General features: G+C 69.6%; 16 protein-coding genes. 7 read left to right on the forward strand and 9 right to left on the reverse strand.

Annotation, left to right across the window (positions count from 1 at the left end):
- The first annotated feature begins 1 nt into the window (after nt 1).
- Genes OHB24_RS33905 through OHB24_RS33915 form a run of 3 tightly spaced genes read left to right on the forward strand, consistent with a single transcriptional unit; the run spans nt 2 to nt 3,689 of the window.
- Nucleotides 2–961 (forward strand): ABC transporter ATP-binding protein, encoded by a 960-nt coding sequence (locus OHB24_RS33905; protein ID WP_327634969.1) that lies wholly within the window; start codon nt 2–4, stop codon nt 959–961.
- Nucleotides 961–1,941 (forward strand): ABC transporter ATP-binding protein, encoded by a 981-nt coding sequence (locus OHB24_RS33910; protein ID WP_327634970.1) that lies wholly within the window; start codon nt 961–963, stop codon nt 1,939–1,941. Before OHB24_RS33905 ends, OHB24_RS33910 begins: the two co-directional genes overlap by 1 nt.
- A complete protein-coding gene (locus OHB24_RS33915; RefSeq protein WP_327634971.1) occupies nt 1,938–3,689 on the forward strand; it encodes a gamma-glutamyltransferase family protein in 1,752 nt (583 codons plus the stop codon). The genes OHB24_RS33910 and OHB24_RS33915 overlap by 4 nt, the downstream gene beginning before the upstream one ends.
- A 1-nt stretch (nt 3,690) precedes the next feature.
- Here OHB24_RS33915 and OHB24_RS33920 read toward each other — a convergent pair whose 3' ends face one another.
- Entirely contained in the window at nt 3,691–4,377 is a 687-nt protein-coding gene (locus OHB24_RS33920) for a GntR family transcriptional regulator (protein ID WP_327634972.1), read from the reverse strand.
- Nucleotides 4,378–4,475: 98 nt separating this feature from the next.
- Here OHB24_RS33920 and OHB24_RS33925 point away from each other — a divergent pair, with 98 nt between their 5' ends.
- On the forward strand, nt 4,476–5,336 hold the full coding sequence (locus OHB24_RS33925) for a GNAT family N-acetyltransferase (protein ID WP_327634973.1): 861 nt from the start codon (nt 4,476–4,478) through the stop codon (nt 5,334–5,336).
- Here OHB24_RS33925 and OHB24_RS33930 read toward each other — a convergent pair.
- Both OHB24_RS33930 and OHB24_RS33935 read right to left on the reverse strand, forming a co-directional pair.
- Nucleotides 5,331–5,852, reverse strand: a complete 522-nt coding sequence (locus tag OHB24_RS33930; RefSeq protein ID WP_327634974.1) for a TrmH family RNA methyltransferase — start codon at nt 5,850–5,852, stop codon at nt 5,331–5,333. The two genes, OHB24_RS33925 and OHB24_RS33930, sit on opposite strands and share 6 nt — an antisense overlap.
- A 67-nt stretch (nt 5,853–5,919) precedes the next feature.
- Nucleotides 5,920–7,650, reverse strand: coding sequence for a M1 family metallopeptidase (locus OHB24_RS33935; protein ID WP_327634975.1), 1,731 nt, complete (start codon nt 7,648–7,650; stop codon nt 5,920–5,922).
- 164 nt (nt 7,651–7,814) lie between these two features.
- Here OHB24_RS33935 and OHB24_RS33940 point away from each other — a divergent pair, with 164 nt between their 5' ends.
- A complete protein-coding gene (locus OHB24_RS33940; RefSeq protein ID WP_327634976.1) occupies nt 7,815–9,377 on the forward strand; it encodes an adenylate/guanylate cyclase domain-containing protein in 1,563 nt (520 codons plus the stop codon).
- A 14-nt stretch (nt 9,378–9,391) separates the two neighbouring features.
- Here OHB24_RS33940 and OHB24_RS33945 read toward each other — a convergent pair whose 3' ends face one another.
- The 3 genes from OHB24_RS33945 to OHB24_RS33955 are packed head-to-tail and all read right to left on the reverse strand — an operon-like array spanning nt 9,392 to nt 11,681.
- Nucleotides 9,392–10,120 carry a MerR family transcriptional regulator gene (locus tag OHB24_RS33945; RefSeq protein WP_327634977.1) on the reverse strand — a complete coding sequence of 243 codons (729 nt, stop codon included), beginning with the start codon at nt 10,118–10,120 and terminating at the stop codon, nt 9,392–9,394.
- A gap of 3 nt (nt 10,121–10,123) precedes the next feature.
- Nucleotides 10,124–10,867 (reverse strand): SDR family oxidoreductase, encoded by a 744-nt coding sequence (locus tag OHB24_RS33950; protein WP_327634978.1) that lies wholly within the window; start codon nt 10,865–10,867, stop codon nt 10,124–10,126.
- Nucleotides 10,868–10,889: 22 nt separating this feature from the next.
- Nucleotides 10,890–11,681 (reverse strand): GNAT family N-acetyltransferase, encoded by a 792-nt coding sequence (locus OHB24_RS33955; RefSeq protein WP_327634979.1) that lies wholly within the window; start codon nt 11,679–11,681, stop codon nt 10,890–10,892.
- Nucleotides 11,682–11,786: 105 nt separating this feature from the next.
- Between OHB24_RS33955 and OHB24_RS33960 the strand changes: the two genes are divergently transcribed.
- Together OHB24_RS33960 and OHB24_RS33965 are read left to right on the forward strand one after the other, a co-directional pair.
- A complete protein-coding gene (locus tag OHB24_RS33960; RefSeq protein WP_327634980.1) occupies nt 11,787–12,572 on the forward strand; it encodes an ArsR/SmtB family transcription factor in 786 nt (261 codons plus the stop codon).
- A gap of 8 nt (nt 12,573–12,580) precedes the next feature.
- Entirely contained in the window at nt 12,581–13,849 is a 1,269-nt protein-coding gene (locus OHB24_RS33965) for a sulfatase-like hydrolase/transferase (RefSeq protein ID WP_327634981.1), read from the forward strand.
- On the opposite strand, the gene OHB24_RS33970 is transcribed toward OHB24_RS33965, so the two are convergent.
- The 3 genes from OHB24_RS33970 to OHB24_RS33980 form a co-directional block, all read right to left on the reverse strand.
- A complete protein-coding gene (locus tag OHB24_RS33970; protein ID WP_327634982.1) occupies nt 13,846–15,972 on the reverse strand; it encodes a RecQ family ATP-dependent DNA helicase in 2,127 nt (708 codons plus the stop codon). The genes OHB24_RS33965 and OHB24_RS33970 overlap by 4 nt on opposite strands.
- A gap of 66 nt (nt 15,973–16,038) precedes the next feature.
- A complete protein-coding gene (gene soxR / locus OHB24_RS33975; protein ID WP_327634983.1) occupies nt 16,039–16,518 on the reverse strand; it encodes a redox-sensitive transcriptional activator SoxR in 480 nt (159 codons plus the stop codon).
- A 46-nt stretch (nt 16,519–16,564) separates the two neighbouring features.
- Nucleotides 16,565–17,839 (reverse strand): MFS transporter, encoded by a 1,275-nt coding sequence (locus OHB24_RS33980; RefSeq protein ID WP_327634984.1) that lies wholly within the window; start codon nt 17,837–17,839, stop codon nt 16,565–16,567.
- Nucleotides 17,840–17,891: the final 52 nt, after the last annotated feature.

The following is a 17,891-nucleotide window of genomic DNA, read 5'->3' on the forward strand; positions in this document are numbered from 1 at the left end:
AGTGAAGGATCTGTCCGTCACGTTCCGCACCGAGGACGGGCCGTTGTCGGCGGTCGATCGGGTCAGCTTCGAGGTCGGTGACGGCGAGGTGCTCGCGGTGGTCGGTGAATCCGGCTGCGGCAAGAGCGTCACCGCGATGAGCATCGCGGGTCTCCTCCCCCGCACGGCGACCGTGAACGGCTCCGTCGAGCTCGACGGCACCGAACTGATCGGCGCCGACAAGCGCACGCTCCGCTCGATCCGCGGCCGCGAGGTCGCGTACATCTTCCAGGAGCCGATGACCTCGCTGAACCCGGTGTTCACCGTCGGCCACCAGATCATCGAGGTACTGCGGACGCATATCGGCCTGAACCGCCAGGCTGCGCACGCCCGCGCGATCGAGCTGCTGAAGCTCGTCGGCATCCCGTCCGCCGAGCGCCGCGTCGGCGACTATCCGCACCAACTGTCCGGCGGCATGCGGCAACGCGTGATGATCGCGATGGCGGTCGCCTGCGACCCGAAGGTCCTGATCGCCGACGAGCCGACCACGGCCCTCGACGTCACGATCCAGGCCGGCATCCTCGACGTACTGCGCGGTCTTCGCGAACGCCTCGGCACCAGCATCGTGCTGATCACGCACGACCTCGGTGTCGTCGCCGACCTCGCCGATCGGGTCGCGGTGATGTACGCCGGACGCGTCGTGGAAACCGCCGAGGTCCACGACCTGTTCGCTCACCCCGAGCACCCGTACACGGTGGGACTGCTCGGCGCCTCCCCCGCTGCCGGACGGCATGCGGAATCCCAGCGCCTGAACGAGATTCCGGGCCTCGTCCCGGTGCTCAGCGAGCAACCCGACGCGTGTACGTTCGCCGACCGCTGCACACGAGCCGTCGACACCTGTACGTCGTCCCAACCGCAGCTCACCGACGGTCCGCATCGAGTCGCGTGCTGGAACCCTGTGCGTGAACCAGTGGAGGTCTGATGGACACCGCCCTCGAAGTCGAGGACCTGGTCATGCACTTCGGTCCCGTGCGGGCCGTCGACGGAGTGACGCTCCGGATCCGGCAAGGCTCCGTCGTCGCGCTCGTCGGCGAGAGCGGGTCCGGCAAGTCGACCGTCGGCCGCTGCATCGTCAGACTGCTCGAACCGACCGGCGGAACCGTTCGCCTCGCCGGCGCCGACATCACCCACCTCAGCCGCCGCCGGCTCCGGCCGCACCGCCGCGACGTGTCCATCGTGTTCCAGGACCCGGCCGGGTCGCTCGATCCGCGACTGTCCGTCGGCGACATCGTCGGCGAACCGCTCCGCCTGATGCGCCGCAAGGACATCTCCACCAAGGTCTCCGAGTCACTGCGCCGGGTCGGCCTCCGCCCGGAGGTCGCGCAGCGCGCACCACACGAACTGTCCGGCGGTCAGCGGCAACGGGTCAGCATCGCCCGCGCGCTGATCTCCGAACCACGGCTGCTGGTCGCGGACGAGCCGACGAGCGCGCTGGACGTCTCGGTGCAGGCCTCCGTGCTCAATCTGCTCGCCGACCTCCAGCGCGATCTCGGCTTCGCGTGCTTGTTCATCACGCACGACCTGTCCGCGGTCGAATACCTCGCCGACGAGGTTGCGGTGATGTACCTCGGGCAATTGGTAGAGCAGGGGCCGCGCTCGAAGATTTTCGGGAAGCCGGCCCACCCGTACACGCAGGCGCTCCTGTCCGCAGCGCCCGTACCCGATCCCGCCGAGCAGCGCGCCCGCCGACCCGTCCTGCTCGGTGACGACCTCCCGTCCGCGATCGACCCACCGCCCGGCTGCCGCTTCCACACCCGCTGCCCGGTCGCGGTGGACACATGCCGGACAGTCGTCCCGGAACCACGGACGATCGGCGAAGGTGGACACCAGGTCGCCTGCCACCTCGTCAACGACGACGGCACCGGCCCCGACGTACGACCGACTGAAGGAGTTGCCCCATGACGTTCACCACCCGGCCTACGCTGCGTGGCACGTTCGGGATGGTTTCGTCCACGCATTGGCTGGCGTCGCAGTCGGCCATGCGGATCCTCGAGCTGGGCGGGAACGCGTTCGACGCGGGCGCCGCGGCCGGGTTCGTGCTGCACGTGGTCGAGCCGCACCTCAACGGGCCGGGCGGTGAGGTGCCGGCGATCATCGCGACCGCCGACGACCCCGCGCCGCGGGTGCTGTCCGGTCAGGGCGTCGCGCCGGCTGGTGCGACCATCGAGCACTACCGGTCACTCGGCCTGACATTGGTGCCCGGCTCCGGCCCGCTCGCGGCCACGGTTCCCGGCGCGGTCGACGCCTGGCTGCTCCTGCTGCGTGACCACGGCACCCTGCCGTTGAGCGTCGTACTCGAGCCGGCGATCGACTACGCCCGCAACGGGCACCCACTCGTGCCGCGGATCGCCGACACCATCGGCACCGTGCAGCAGCTCTTCGAGGAGCACTGGCCGACGTCCGCCGCGCTCTGGCTCAAGGACGGCCGCCCGGTGACCGGCCGGTTCAGCAATCCGGCGTACGCCGCGACGCTCGAGAGGCTGGTGGCTGAGGCCACAGGGGCGGATCGGGAAACACAGATCGAGCGGGCGCGGACGACCTGGCGGGAAGGGTTCGTCGCTGAGACGATCGACAAGTTCTCGCGACTGCCGCATCGCGACTCCAGCGGCGAGGACCACGCCGGCCTGATCACGGGCGACGACCTGGCCGCGTTCCAGGCGACCTGGGAGGACGCGGCGACGTACGACTGGAACGGGCACACGGTCGCCAAGACCGGTCCGTGGGGCCAAGGACCCGCCCTGCTGCAGTCCCTCGCCGTACTCGCGGAACTCGGCGACGTCGACCTCGACACCGCCGAGGGCATGCACACGACGGTCGAGGTGATGAAGCTGTCGTACGCGGACCGCGAGGCCTGGTACGGCGACGGCGCCGACGTACCGCTCGACACGCTCCTCTCCCCCGGGTACGCCGCCGAGCGCGCGAAGCTGATCGGCTCGGACGCCGCACTGGACCTCCGCCCGGGCACCCCGGACGGGCGCACACCGAAGCTGGCTTCAATTGCTACCGGCAACGAGACGGGCGACGCGACGACCGGCGAGCCGACCGTCTCCCCGATCGGTGAGACGCGCGGCGACACCTGCCACGTCGACGTGGTCGACCGCTGGGGCAACATGATCTCGGCGACACCCAGCGGCGGCTGGCTGCAGTCGTCGCCGACGATTCCCGAGCTCGGATTCTGCCTCGGCAGCCGCGCGCAGATGTTCTGGCTCGAGGAAGGGCTCCCGGCCTCGCTCGCGCCCGGCAAGCGGCCGCGCACCACGCTGACGCCGACGCTCGTGCTCCGCGACGGCGAGCCGATCATGGCCTGCGGATCGCCGGGCGGCGACCAGCAGGACCAGTGGCAGCTGCTCTTCCTGCTCCGGCACCTCGGCGCCGGCCTGGACCTGCAGGAGGCGATCGACGCGCCCGCCTGGCACACGACCGGCTTCCCGTCGTCGTTCTACCCGCGCTCCACGGAACCAGGTGGGCTCGTGATCGAGAGCCGGGTCGGCAAGGACATCCGCGACGAACTCGCGCGACGTGGGCACGTCGTGACCGAGTCCGATGCGTGGAGCCTCGGCCGGCTGTGCGCCGTACGGAAGGAGGCCGACGGCGTCCTCGCGGCCGCGGCCAACCCGCGCGGCATGCAGGGGTACGCGGTCGGGCGCTGAATCAGGCCTTCGGGCCGAGTGCCGCCTTGGCCGCGGCCTCGACGTGCAGGCGGGCGGCCGTACTCGCGGCCGCCGCGTCGCCTGCCTCGATCGCCTCGACCAGCCGCATGTGCTCCTCCGTCGAGTGCGGCGCCCGCTGGGCGGCGCCGACCCGGAACACCCAGTGCACGTGGTGGTACATCGCGGCCGAGATCGAGTGCAGCCAGCGGTTCCCGCTGACCTCGATCACGGCCCGGTGGAACTCGCTGTTGAGCTCGGCGACCTGGTCGAAGTCCTCGGCCTTCGCGGCGGCGTTCGCCTCCTCGACCAGCCGGCGCAGCGTCGCGATCCCCTGGGGCGTCGCCCGCTCCGCCGCGAGTCCGGCCGCGAGCGTCTCCAGCTGCTGCCGTACGGCGAACAGGTCCCGGACCGCGGTCTCGTCCAGGGTCGCCACGACCGCGCCCCGCCGCGGCAGGATGTGCACGAAGCCTTCGGCCTCGACCACGCGCAGCGCTTCCCGGACCGGATTGCGTGACACCCCGAAGTCGTCCGCGAGGCGCGTCTCGGTCAGCCGCTCGCCCTCGTGGTACTCACCGTCCACGATCCGCCGGCGCAGTTCCGCGAGGACCTGCTCGCGGAGCGCGATGTGGTCGGCACCGATCGTGCGGATCATCCGCTCCCGGCGGGCGTCCTCGTCCGGCTGCTCCACCCTGGCTCCTCTCCCCGCTCCCCGTTCGGCCTCCGCGCCACGCTAGCGGATCGATGGCCACGCGGCACGTGATCCCGGGACGGCGTTATGTTGACGGCTTGAGCATCCGACTGATTCCCCTGACCGATCCCGACTACAAGCCGTTCAGCCGCCGGATCGCCTGGCTGGCAGCACAGGCCGACGGTACGCCGGTCGGCTCCGCGTTCCTGCGCCTCAGCAGCCGCAAGGCGCATGCGCACCTGGGCGACATGGAGATCAACGTGCACCCGGCCGAGCGCGGCCGCGGGATCGGCACGCTGCTGCTCGGCGCCGTCGTCACGGGCGCCCGCGAGCACGACGTACGGACGCTGGTCACCGATGTCGACGTCAACTCGGTCGGCGACCGCTTCCTGCAGCGGCACGGGTTCACGATCGGTCTGACGCTGATCTACGCGCGGCTGGATCTGTCGACGAAGACTCCCGACGTACCGGAAGTCCCGGGCTACCGGCTGGTGTCCTGGGAAGGTGCGCCGCCGGACGAACTGGTGCAGACCTTCACCGATGCGCGCGCAGGGATGAACGACGCCCCGTCGGGCACGATCGACGCCGGCGTGGACGTGTGGGACGTCGAGCGGACCAGGCACGCCGCAGAGCTGATCGAGCAACGCGGCGAGCGCCTTTCGGTCGTTGCGGCGGTCGACAGCACGGGCCGCATCGCCGGCTTCACCGAGGTCGTCGTCGCAGGTGACGGGAAGGGCGACGGGCAGAACTACGGCACTGCCGTCCTCCCCAACCACCGCGGCCGCGGGCTGGCGCTGTGGATGAAGGCCGCCCAGATCCACGAGACCCGTCGCCGGTTCCCCGATCTGGACGGCCTGCTCACCGACACGGTCGACACCAACACGGCCATGCGGCGTACCAACGACCGCCTCGGCTACCGCCCGCAGTACGAGGTGCACCGCCGCACCCTCGACCTATAGCAGCCCGGCCAGCCGATAGAGCACAAGCGAACCAGCGACCGCGACGTTGAGACTGGCACCGGTCCCGATCATCGGGATCTCGACCACGACGTCCAGCTGGTCGACCGCCTCGGGCGGGATCCCGGTGCGCTCGTGCCCGAGGACGGCGATCGTCCGGTTCCGCGCCGGCGGCAGATCGGCCAGCCGGATCGCCTCGTCGGCCAGCTCGACCCCGATCACCGTCGTGTCCGGTTTGCTCCGCTGATCGATCAGCCAGCGCACCGGGTCGTGCCCGGTCCAGTGCACGCAGGTCCGTCTGCGCAGCGTGTTGCCCTTGGCAAGCGCATCCGGCACCCACGGCAGCTTCGGTACGGCGAGACACGCGCCGACCGCGTCACAGGTACGGAGCAGGGTCCCGAGGTTCACGTCGTACATCGGCCAGAGCGGCGCGACCAGTAGATGGTCCCAGCACGAGTGGGACTTGCGGCGGCGTTGGTGCTTGAGCTCCTTGCGGCTCCGCACCCGGATCCCGCTCATCGAGCAGCGGGATCGATCCTCCCGTCAGGAATTCGCGTCATCATGCGACCCAGTCTACTGGCCGAGTCTACTGGCCGAGGATCTTCTGCACCGCAGCAGTCGTGATCGGGTGGTAGCCGGGGCGTGCCTTGGCGAAGACCTCCGCGGCGAAAGCACGGTCGGTGCCGGCCAGCGCCTGGTACACCGGGAGGACGAGCTTCATCCGCCCGACCTTGGTCAGGAACTCGGCCATCTCGGCGTACGCCGCCTCATAGCTGCTCGCGGCAACGATCTGGTACCAGCGCCGCGCGATCTCACCGTTGGCCGTACCGGTCAGGCCGAACGCACGGTCGAGCTGCTGCAGCAGCAGCGGGCTCAGTACGTCGGGAGCCGCATCGAGGAACCGCAGCCACTCCTGCGTCGTCCACCGCTCCGCGCCGTGCGGCAGCTCGCCTGTCGTCAGCCACAGGCCGCGCGCCTCGTCCACGACCTGGAACCGGGCCGACACCGCGCGCTGCGCGAAGGCCGGGATCCCCGGCTCGTACAGCCAGGCGGCCAGCTCGGCCTCGGTCACCACGCCCGGATGCGGCGCGGTCAGGTGTTCCCGAAGGTGGTCCACGAAGTTGTCGGTGTTGATGCTGCGGAACGCGAACCTGTCGAAGTACCCGCGCAGGAACGGATCGAACACCTCCCGCGTGAACCGCTCCTCCAGCCACGACAGGAACCACGACCCCTTCAGCGGGCCGGTCGACGTCGTCCCGTGGTACTCGGACCGGTGGTGCAGGCCCGGCAGCTCCACCGCGAGCTCGGCCGGCGTCAGCGGGTCCAGCTTCACCACGGTCGCGTGCTGCTTGATCGCGGTCTCCATCACCGCGAACTCGGTCCCGTAGACGGCCTCCACGATCCGGTTCTCGACGTACGACGTGAAGCCCTCGTTGAGCCAGATGTCGTCCCAGCTGTCCTGCGTGACCAGGTTGCCGGACCAGCTGTGCGCCAGCTCGTGCGCGATCACGCTGACCAGCGACTTGTCGCCGATCACCACGGTCGGGGTCGCGAACGTCATCCGCGGGTTCTCCATACCGCCGTACGGGAACGACGGCGGCAGCACGAGCAGGTCGTAGCGACCCCAGCGGTACGGCCCGAAGAGCTCCTCGGTGACCCGCATCATCTCCTCGGTGTCGACGAACTCGGTCGCCGCCCGCCGCGCCATCTCGGGCTCGGCCCAGACACCCGACCGCTCGCCGAGCGGCTCGAACACCAGGTCGCCCGCGGCGATCGCCAGCAGGTACGACGGGATCGGCTCCGGCATCACCACGTCGTACGAGCCGGTACGGCGCGACGTCGTACCGTTGTCGGCGCTCATCAGCACCATCAGCTCCGGCGGCGCCGTCACGTGCGCGGCGTAGCTGAACCGCACGCTCGGCGTGTCCTGCACCGGGACCCAGCTGCGCGCGTGGATCGCCTGCGACTGGCTGAACATGAACGGCATCACGCCGCCCGCGGTCATCGCCGGCTCCAGCCACTGCAGACCGGTCGCGGTCGGCGCGGTCCGGTAACTGACCTTGACCCGCGGGTGGCCGGCTGTCCGGATGGTCAGCGCGGAGCCCAGCTCCGGGTCCGGAACCGCGAGGCTGTACTCCAGCGGCTCCCAGCCGTCGGCCGTCAGCCCTTCGACACCCAGCACCGTGAGGTCGCGGGTGTCCAGGACGAGCCGGCTGGTCGCACCGATCCAGGCGAGGGTGTGCGTGGCACTGCCGGCCAGCACGTTCTCGTCGAAGTCGAGCTCGATGTCGAGCTCGAGGTGGGTGGTCCGAACCACATTCGGCTCAGCGTAGGAGTGGCGATCGTGCGTCAAGGGATGCTCCCCGAGTGAGGCGTCCGAGGAACACTACCTACCTCTCGGGCGGATCGAGCGACCAATCTGGGCCAGCCGCACCACCGTGCCAAAACCCTGGTTCGGTCCTGACACGGCAGACTAGGACCATGATGTCCCAGCGGAGCCCCGAGCTGGTCCTCAAAAGGCGGCCGTTCGGATCCTGGCTGCTCGGTCCGGCCGACCAGAGTACGAAACGGCTGCGGATCCGTCTCCACCTGCTGCTCACCGTGTTCTCGATCGCCACCAACCTGATCGGTGCCTTCGTCACCTTCGTCCTGGCTGTCTTCGTGCTTCCGGGCCCGTCGCTGGTCGACCAGCTCCAGCTCATCGACACGATCGTCATCCCGGCGTACTTCGTCTTCGCGATGGGGGTCTGCTACGTCTGGAGCAGCCGCCTCACGAAGCGGGTCACCCGCTGGATCGACCTGGAGCGGCCGGCCACCCGGCGGGAGCAGATCGCCACGCTGCAGCTGCCGCTGCGGCTCACGCTGATCGAGGTGCTGCTCTGGCTCGGCGCGGCCGTGCTGTTCACCGTGATGACGCTGGTGCTGCAGCCTGAGAACGCACTCCGCGTCGCGCTCACCGTGGTCGACGGGATGATCATCACCTCCGCGGTCTCGTACCTGCTGACCGAGTTCGCTCTGAGGCCCATCGCGGCGCGGGCGCTCGTCGACTCCCCGCCGCCGCGCCGCCTGCTCGCGGCCGGGTTGAAGGCCCGCACGGTGTTCTTCTGGGCGGTCGGCTCCGGTGTACCCGTGGCGGGCCTGATGCTGGCCGCCGTACTCGCGCTGATCGAGGACAATGTCAGCTCGACCCGACTCTCGGTCGTGATTCTTGCCCTGGGCATCGTGGCGCTCGGCAACGGTTGCCTCCTCACCTGGTTGTCGGCCAAGTCGGTGGTGGCGCCGGTGCGGTCGGTGCGGGACGCGTTGAACCTGATCGGCGAGGGGCGCCTCGACGTGAGCATCCCGGTCTTCGACGGCACCGAGCTGGGGTCGCTGCAGGCCGGGTTCAACCGGATGGCGGACGGGCTGCGCGAGCGGGAGCGGATCCGGGACCTGTTCGGGCGGTACGTCGGGCCTGACGTCGTGCAGGAGGCGCTGACCAGCGACAGCCTCGGCGGCGAGGAGCGGTACGCCGCGGTGCTGTTCGTCGACCTGGTCGGTTCGACCGAGCTGGCGGCGCAGCGGCCGCCGGCCGAGGTCGTGCAGTTGCTCAACCGGTTCTTCGCGCTGGTGGTGGCCGAGGTGGACCGGCAGGGCGGGTTTGTGAACAAGTTCGCGGGTGACGCGGTGCTGGCGGTCTTCGGGGCGCCGGCCGAGCTGGCCGATCCGGCAGGCAGCGCTCTCACCGCGGGGCGGGAGCTGTCCCGGCGGCTCGCCGACGAGTTGCCGGAGGCAACCGCCGGGATCGGCGTCACGGCGGGGATCGTGGTGGCCGGCACGGTGGGCGACGTACGGCGGCATGAGTACACCGTGATCGGCGACCCGGTGAACGAGGCGGCGCGACTGAGCGAGCTGGCCAAGACCGCGCCCGGCCGACTCATCGCGTCGATGACCGCGGTCGCCGAGTCCGCCCCCGCCGAGGCCGAGCACTGGCACCCCGGCGACGAAGTCACCGTCCGCGGCCGATCAACCCCAACCCACCTCGCCGTACCACGCCAACTTTGAGCACCCACCAACCATCAAGCCGGCGCCGCAACGGTTGGTGCGTGCTCAAGGTCGTCGATGAGTTGGTGGAGGAGGGCGGCGCCGTGGAGCATCGCCTTCGTTTGGCGGTCGTGGGCGGCGCGGCGTTCGGCGATCGCCGTGCGTAGGGCGTCGGTGCTGCCGGTACGGCGCAGGCCGTCCAGGACCGGCCTGATCTGCTCGAAGTAGTACCGGCCCTGGCGGAGCATGTGGATGATCCGCGCGTCGCGCACTTCCTCGGGGCCGTACCGCCGGTACTTCGTGCCCGGTTCCCGGGTCGGCGCGAGCAGGCCCGCGGCCTCCCAGACGCGGAGGGCCGACGTACGGATGCCCAGGCGGTGGGCGAGTTCGCCGACGAGTAGGGATGGACCGGTGACGGGCTGCTCGTCGACGTACTCCGCGGCCAGCGCGCCGAGGGCCTCACTGGCGGCGTCGGTGGCGAGTCGCTGCTCGTGCAGGGCGGCGTGGGCCGCGTCCACCAGTCTGTAGGCGAGCGCCTCGTCGCCGTTGTGGACAGCGCGCATGATCTCCGTGGCGGTCTCGGCGCCGAACCCCGGCGCGAGCGCGCGATACGTCAACAACGCCGCCACATGCTCAGGCCCGTACTGCCGGTACCCAGTCTCCGACCGAGGCGCAGCCGGCAGAATCCCAGCCGCCTCGTAGTTCCGCACCAACTGCGTCGAGACACCCGCCCGCCGCGCCAGATCCACCGGCCGCAGTCCCATCCGCTACCGGCCGCCCGAGACGTCGACCGTCGTACCGGTCATGTACGAGGAGCGGGTGGAGGCCAGGAAGGCGATGACCTCGGCTACCTCTTCCGGCTTGCCGGGGCGGGCCAGTGGCGGGGTGGCGCCGAGACGGTCCAGGCGGCCGGGCTCGTGGATGTCGGTCTGGATCAGGCCGGGCCGGACCCCGAGGACGCGGACACCCTCCTTCGCGACCTCATTCGCCAAGCCGGTCGTCAGCGCGTCGACGGCGGCCTTGCTCGCCGCATAGTCGACGTACTCGCCGCCCGATCCGAGCACCGCGGCGCGCGAGGAGATGTTGACGATCACGCCACCGTCGCCGCCGTACGCCGTCGACATCCGGCGGACCGCGGCGCCGGCGACGAGGAACGCGCTGATCGCGTTGATCCGGAACACCCGCTCAAGGCGTTCGGCGTCGTACTCCGCGACTCGGCCGGCCGGCGAGACGACGCCGGCGTTGTTGATCACCGCGCTGATCGGGCCCAGCTCCGCGGTGACCGTGTCGAAGAGCCGCTCGATCTGACCGGCCTCGGTAACGTCCGCCTGGACGGCGATCGCACGCCCGCCGCGTTCCTCGCAGGCCTTCACGACCTGTGCGGCTTCGTCGGCCTGCGTCCGGTAGTTGACCCCGACGTCCCAGCCGTCCGCCGCGAGCGCGAGCGACGCGGCCGCGCCGATCCCACGACTTCCACCGGTGACCAGCACAACCCCACGTCCGTCAGTCATGGGTCTACTGTTTCATGCGGGGTCAGGCAGGCGGCTTCGCGAACCCGAGCTGGGTCTCCGAGTCGGTGAATCCGAGCGAGCGATAGATCCGGATCGCGAGGTACTCCGGATCCGCGACCATCACCAGGGTCCGCGCACCGCCTTCGGTCAGCCCGTACGTCGACGCGTGGTGGACGAGCGTGGTCGCCAGCCCGCGACCACGGTCCTCCGGGGACGTCTGCACATCCTGGAACCGGGCCAGCCCCCTGCCGTCGAACATCAACCCGAGCGCACTCTGGAGCCGATCCCCGTCGAACGCGCCGAACCACTTCCCGTGACCGGCGTCGACCAGCTCGCGCTTCGCCGCCAACCTGCGCCGGGTGAACTCCTCGTACTCCGCGTCGACCGTCATGGACGCGGTGGCGAGGCTCTGGTGGTACAGCTGCTCCCAGTCGTCGTCACCACTCAGGAAGCGATACGTCGAGTCCGCGTTGGGCCGCTGCGGTTGCAGGACCCGATCCGCCGTCATCACGACACTGCCGTCGACCGTGAATCCGGCGGCGGTCAGCTCGTCCACCGCCCCGATCTCGCCGTCGACGGTATCGATGCCGATGGCAACGTGGTCCGCGTCCGGGAACTCCCGGCGGAAGTCGTCGAGGCGGATCTTGGCGTCGTCCGGAGCGAAGGGCGTGCGGTACAGCAGGAAGTTGCCCCACCAGAAGCCGGGGTTGGCCGGCGTACGGATCACGACGTACTCGCCGGTGTCGTAGAAGGTGCTTCCACTCAGCTGCAGCAGCAACAGGTCGGTCCGGTAGCCCAGGCTCACGATCTCCACCTCCTCATCCTCGCGCGGGCGTCAATCGGGTTCCTTGACAGGCAGCCATTCGGCTGCCTATGTTAGAAAGGCAGCCAGACGGCTGCATGAGGCGATCGGAGTGCGATGGACGACGAGGTGTTCCGGGCGCTCGCAGATCCCAGCCGGCGACGGCTGCTCGATCTGCTGAACCTGCGCAACGGGCAGACCCTGCGTGAGCTGTGCGCCGAGCTCGACATGGCGCGACAGTCCGTGAGCAAGCATCTCGCCGTACTCGAGAGCGCGAACCTCGTCAGCACCGTATGGCGCGGCCGCGAGAAGCTGCATCACCTGAACGCGGAGCCGATCAACGCCATCGCCGATCGCTGGATCAACCAGTACGACCGTCGGCGGGTTCAGCTGTTCGCCGACCTCAAGACGGCTTTGGAGGCTGAAGTGACAGACAACGACTTCGTTTACACCACGTACATCCGGACCACGCCCGAGCGGTTGTGGCAGGCGCTGACCGACCCGGCGTTCACCGAGCAGTACTGGCAGCTCCACCACGAGACCGACTGGAAACCCGGTTCCCCGATGGTGTGGCACCAGGGCGATGTCGTGATCTCCGGACCGGGGCAGGTGGTGGTCGAGCACACGCCGTACACGCGACTGTCCTACGCCTGGCACCACATGACCCCGGAGTTCGCGAAGAAGTACGAGATCGACGAGGCGACGTACGACCGGATCAGCCGCGAGCCGTTGTCGACGGCAACGTTCGAGCTCGAGCCGGCCGACGGCCAGGTGAAGCTCACGGTGATCCACAGCGGCTTCGAACCGGACAGCACGATCCGGACCATGATCCAGGACGGCTGGCCGGCCCTGCTGGCGGACCTGAAATCCTTGCTGGAGACATCTGTCGCCAGCCTGCAGTAGGAGTCCGCGTGCCCCGTCCGAACATCGTGATCATCTACACCGACGACCTCGGCTGGGGCGACCTCGGCTGCTACGGCAGCCCGGACATCCGTACGCCGCACCTCGACGCGCTGGCCGCGCGCGGCGTGCGGATGACCGACTGGTACTCGAACTCCCCCGTCTGCTCGCCGTCGCGGGCCGCGCTGCTGACCGGCCGGCATCCGGCGCACGCCGGAGTCGAGTCGATCCTCGGCGCGCAGCGGGACACGCACGGTCTGCCGCCGCAGTCCACGCTCGCGTCGGCGCTGTCGTCGGCCGGCTGGCGTACGGCGGTGTTCGGCAAGTGGCATCTCGGCGTCGAGGCCGGGTCGGCACCGCTCCGGTTCGGGTTCGACCACCACTTCGGGTTCCGGGCCGGATGCGTCGACTACTACTCGCACATCATGTACTGGGGTGTGCGGAACCCGCTGCACGATCTGTGGTCGGACGACGACGAGGTCTGGCACAACGGCGACTACCTGACCGACCTGATCACGGATCGCGCGGTCGACTTCATCACGGACGTCAGCGATCCGTTCCTCTGTTACGTCGCGTACAACGCGCCGCACTACCCGATGCACGCGCCGGCTGACGCGATGGCGCAGTACGCGGACCTGCCGTGGGACCAGCAGGTGATGGCGGCGATGGTCAGCCGGGTGGACGACGGCGTCGGGCGGATCGTCGAGGCGTTGGAGCGGACCGGGCGGCTGGACGACACGATCATCTTCTTCTCGTCGGACAACGGGCCGTCGGCGGAGGAACGCAACTGGCTCGGCGGCGAGGAGATCGCGTACGCCGGCGGCTCGACCGGCGGACTGCGCGGCCACAAGGGGTCGTTGTTCGAGGGCGGGATCCGGGTCCCCGGCATCTGGTCCTGGCCGTCGACGCTGCCGTCGGGCGTCACGTCCGGCGAGCCCGCGATGATGATGGACGTGACACCGACGGTGCTGACCGCAGCCGGCCTCACCCCACCGGCCGATGTCGACGGCACCGCACTCTTCACCGGCAATGATCCTGAGCGCACCCTCACCTGGCAGTACGCCGGACAACAGGCCATCCGCCGCGGCCCGTGGAAGCTCGTCACCGACCCGGCCGAACGCCTCGGCGCCCCGCAGACTCCCGGCCGGCACCTCTTCAACCTCATCGAGGACCCAGGCGAAACCCAGGACCTCTCCAGCTCGGAGCCCGAAGTCCTCGCCCAACTCGTCGAGGCGAACCGCGAGTGGACCAGCACGCTCGAAAGCTGGCGAGCCTCCTAAGGACGCTTGTGGATCACGAGCGGGAGAACTGCGGCCGCACCTGCTTCGCGAAGTTTCGCCGTGGCTACCGTGACCGGCCATTGGGACGACGTGGAGTCGACGAGTAGGAGCACAGTGCGTTCCGCGACGGCCTGAGCCGTGGCGCCGTCCACCTGGATGCCGTCCCGCCAGACCTTCGCCTCCTCGGCCGACGACAGGTCGTCGGTGTAGCCGGTCCGGTCGATGGTCAGCTCCGCCCGCTCCAACCGGCCCACCCCGGCAACGTGATCGGCAACCGCGGACGTGAGCTCCCGGTAGCCCCCGGCAGGGAGCGGTACGACGACATCGGGCCGCGCCGACCACGAACCACGCCACTTGGACAGTGCCGCGACGGCACCGGCCTGTAACGCCTCGACAGCATCGGGCGCAGGCGAGCCGCTGAACGCACGCTGCAACACCTCGCGCCACTCGGGCGCGTCGGCGTACACGACGATGCGGCCAGGCTCGGCGGAGAGGGCGGGTGGGATCTTCCCGCGGGCGCCGAACGCGCCGCCCGGCCACATCTTCCGCGTCTCCAGGACGTGGACTTCGCCGCGCAGCGACCGCGTGATGGTCGCGACGGTCTCCGGATCGGGGCGCTCCACCAACGGCTCGGGCAGCACCCCCAGGCACACCGAGCAGCGGCCGCAGGGCTCCGCCGACGGATCGTCCAGCGACTCCTGGAGAAGTTGCATCAGACAACGATCGCCGCGGGTGTACGCGCGCATGATGTCGGCCTCGCGCCGTCGTACCGACACGATGCCGTCGTAGTGCGCCGCGTCGAACGTCCACTCGGCGCCGGTCCGGACCCAGCCGCGCTCGACCCGGTCGACCGCGCCGTCGACAGCGAGTTGCTTCAGCATCAGCTCGACTCGGGTCCGGCGCAGTCCGGTCTCGGCCTCCAACGCCGGCACGGTCGCGGGCTGGTCCGGCCCGTAGCCCTCCAACGCCCGCAGCAACCGCTGCACGTTCTCCGGCACCGGGATCGTCGCAGTCGCGAAGTAGTCCCACACGCCCGCATCCGCGTCGGACGGCAGCAACGCCACCACCGCGTGATCGATGCCGCGGCCAGCACGGCCGACCTGCTGGTAGTACGAGACCGGTGAGGGCGGCGACCCGACATGCACGACGAATCCGAGATCCGGCTTGTCGTACCCCATCCCCAAGGCCGACGTCGCGATCAACGCCTTCAACTGGTTGGCGCGTAGCGCGTCCTCGAGCCGCTCCCGCTCCCCCGCCTCCAACTGACCTGTGTACGCCGCGACCGGTACATCCCGCCCGTGGACCTCCTGGATCACCGCGGCCAGCCGTTGCGCGTCGGCGACGGTCAACGCGTACACGATCCCCGACCCGGGAAGCGTCGGCAGTACGTCGACTACCCAGGCGAACCGGTCCAGCGGCGACAGCGCGTCCACGACAGCGAGCTGCAGACTCGATCGCGCCAGCGGGCCACGCAGTACCAAGGTCGACTCACCGAGCTGCTTCGCGACGTCCTCCGTCACGCGCGAGTTGGCGGTCGCGGTCGTCGCGAGCACCGGCGTCTTTGGGTTCAGGCGCTGCAGCACCTCGGACACGCGGCGGTAGTCCGGGCGAAAGTCGTGACCCCAGTCCGACACCGCGTGCGCTTCGTCGATGACCAGCAGACCGATCTCCCCGGCCAGACTGTCCAACACGCGCCGTCCGAAGCCCGGGTTCGCCAGGCGCTCCGGGGAGACCAGCAGGACGTCGATCGCGCCGGAGCGCAGGTCGTGCTCGATGTTCGACCATTCGTCGATGTTGTTCGAGTTCAGCGTCGCGGCGCGGAGGCCCGCGCGGCCCGCGGCGGCGACCTGGTCACGCATCAGTGAGAGCAGCGGTGAGACCACCAGCGTTGGGCCGAAACCCTCGGCTCGGCGGATCGCCGTCGCGGCCCAGTAGACCGCGGACTTTCCCCAGCCGGTCGCCTGAACCACGAGCACCCGCGCCGCCGCCTCACACAACGCGGCAACCGCGGTCTCCTGATCCGTCCGCAGGCGTGCCTCGTCCCCCGCGATCGCCCGGATCAGGTCACCCGCAACCTTCGCCCGGTCGTCGGTCAGAGTCAGCACTGCGTCGGTCTCACCCATGCCGACGACACTAGACGTCTCCACCCCCAAACCGCGCCCCCGAGCCAACCACCTGTGGATAAGTGCTCAGGCGCATTTGCCTGGGTGGCAGGGTTCTCCTTCGGTGGTCATCAGGCGGCGGGGGCCAGGACCTTTTGCGGCGAGGGCGTCGTACGGGTTGGCGAGGGCGCAGCGGTCGAGGGAGAGGCAGCCGCAGCCGACGCAGTCCTTGAAGTCGTCGCGGAGTTGTTCGAGGTGCACGATGCGGCGGTCGAGCTCCGCCTGCCAGCACTCCGAGATGCGTTCCCAGTCGGCGCGCGTCGGCGTCCGGTTCTCCGGCAGCAGCTTCAGGATCGCGGCCACTTCGGCGAGCGGTACGCCGACCCGCTGAGCGATCCTGACCAACGCCACCCGCCGCAGTGTGTCCCGCTTGTAGCGGCGCTGGTTCCCCGACGTACGGCGGCTGATGATCAGCCCCTGCCGCTCGTAGAAATGCAGAGCCGAGATCGCCACGCCGCTGCGTTGCGACAGCTGCCCGACCGTCAACTCACCCGGCTCGATATCCATCGCTCATCCCTCCAACCTCAACTCATATCGAGGCTAACGGAAAGAGTCAGGTAGTTACGAGGCGGCGTCCGATGCTTGCGGACATCAACGCCGCCGCGGCGCAGAGTCCGCCGGCCAGGTACCACGCCAGGTTGTAGCTGCCTTGCGCGTCCCGGATCACGCCGGCGCCGGTCGCAGCCAGGGCGGCGCCAACCTGATGCGACGCGAACACCCAGCCGAACACGATCGGCCCGTCCTCACCGAACCACTCGCGGCACAGCGCGACGGTCGGCGGCACGGTCGCCACCCAGTCCAGCCCGTAGAAGATGATGAACACCCAGGTGCTCGGCGCAGCGGTCGGCCCGAGCAGTGACGGCAGCACCAGCAACGAGAGGCCGCGCAGCGAGTAATAGGCGATCAGTAGGTACCGCGGGTCCCACCGGTCGGTCAGGTACCCGGAGAGGATCGTCCCGCCCACGTCGAACACACCCACTAGTGCCAGCAATGACGCAGCAGTCGTAGCCGGCATGCCGTGGTCGTGCGCCGCCGTCACGAAGTGCGTCCCGATCAGACCGTTCGTCGACGCGCCACAGATCGCGAACCCGCCCGCCAGCATCCAGAACGCAGGACGCCGCGCTGCCATCCGCAAGGCGTTCAGCGCGCGCATGGCACTACTACCGGTCGTTTCCACCCGCTGCCCCGCCGTACTGCCCTCCGGAGCCCCGTACGCACGCAGCCCGACATCACTCGGGTAGTCCCGCAGGAAGAACAGCACCAGCGGTACGACGGCCAACGCTGCACCGGCCGCCACGAGCGCGGGCAACCGCCAGCCGTAGTTCGACGCCAGCGACGCGATGAGCGGCAGGAAGATCAGCTGACCGGTCGCACCGGCCGCTGTGAGGATGCCGGTCACCAGACCGCGCCGGTGGACGAACCAGCGCCCGGTGATCGTCGCTACGAAGGTCATGGACATCGAACCGGTGCCGATGCCGACCAGAAGGCCCCAGCAGAGCAGTAGCTGCCAGGACGCAGTCATGAAGACGGTCAGGCCGCTGCCCAACGCGATCAGGACCAGTGCGCCACTGACCACCTTCCGCAGCCCGAGCCGGTCCATCAGCGCGGCGGCGAACGGCGAGATCCCGCCGAACAGCAGCAGGTTGATCGACACCGCCGCGGAGATCGTCGCGTGCGACCACCCGAACTCCTCGTGCAGCGGATCGAGCAGCACACTCGGCACCGACCGGAACCCGGCCGCGCCGATCAGCGTCACGAACCCGACCACAGCGACCGCCCAGGCCAGGTGCACCCGGGGAGCCTTCTTCGTCTCCAGAATCTGCGTCACCCGACCAAGGATGGCGGTTCGACCGTCATCGAACTAGTGGCCAGATAGACAA

It is taken from the genome of Kribbella sp. NBC_00482, from assembly GCF_036013725.1.
GTDB lineage: Bacteria > Actinomycetota > Actinomycetes > Propionibacteriales > Kribbellaceae > Kribbella.

Bases quoted from the DNA above. Each gene is read 5' to 3' on its own strand.
- OHB24_RS33910 (WP_327634970.1), top strand. From the start codon at position 961: ATGGACACCGCCCTCGAAGTCGAGGACCTGGTCATGCACTTCGGTCCC.
- OHB24_RS33915 (WP_327634971.1), top strand. From the start codon at position 1,938: ATGACGTTCACCACCCGGCCTACGCTGCGTGGCACGTTCGGGATGGTT.
- OHB24_RS33930 (WP_327634974.1), bottom strand. From the start codon at position 5,852: ATGAGCGGGATCCGGGTGCGGAGCCGCAAGGAGCTCAAGCACCAACGC.
- OHB24_RS33940 (WP_327634976.1), top strand. From the start codon at position 7,815: ATGATGTCCCAGCGGAGCCCCGAGCTGGTCCTCAAAAGGCGGCCGTTC.
- OHB24_RS33945 (WP_327634977.1), bottom strand. From the start codon at position 10,120: ATGGGACTGCGGCCGGTGGATCTGGCGCGGCGGGCGGGTGTCTCGACG.
- OHB24_RS33950 (WP_327634978.1), bottom strand. From the start codon at position 10,867: ATGACTGACGGACGTGGGGTTGTGCTGGTCACCGGTGGAAGTCGTGGG.
- OHB24_RS33960 (WP_327634980.1), top strand. From the start codon at position 11,787: ATGGACGACGAGGTGTTCCGGGCGCTCGCAGATCCCAGCCGGCGACGG.
- OHB24_RS33970 (WP_327634982.1), bottom strand. From the start codon at position 15,972: ATGGGTGAGACCGACGCAGTGCTGACTCTGACCGACGACCGGGCGAAG.
- soxR (WP_327634983.1), bottom strand. From the start codon at position 16,518: ATGGATATCGAGCCGGGTGAGTTGACGGTCGGGCAGCTGTCGCAACGC.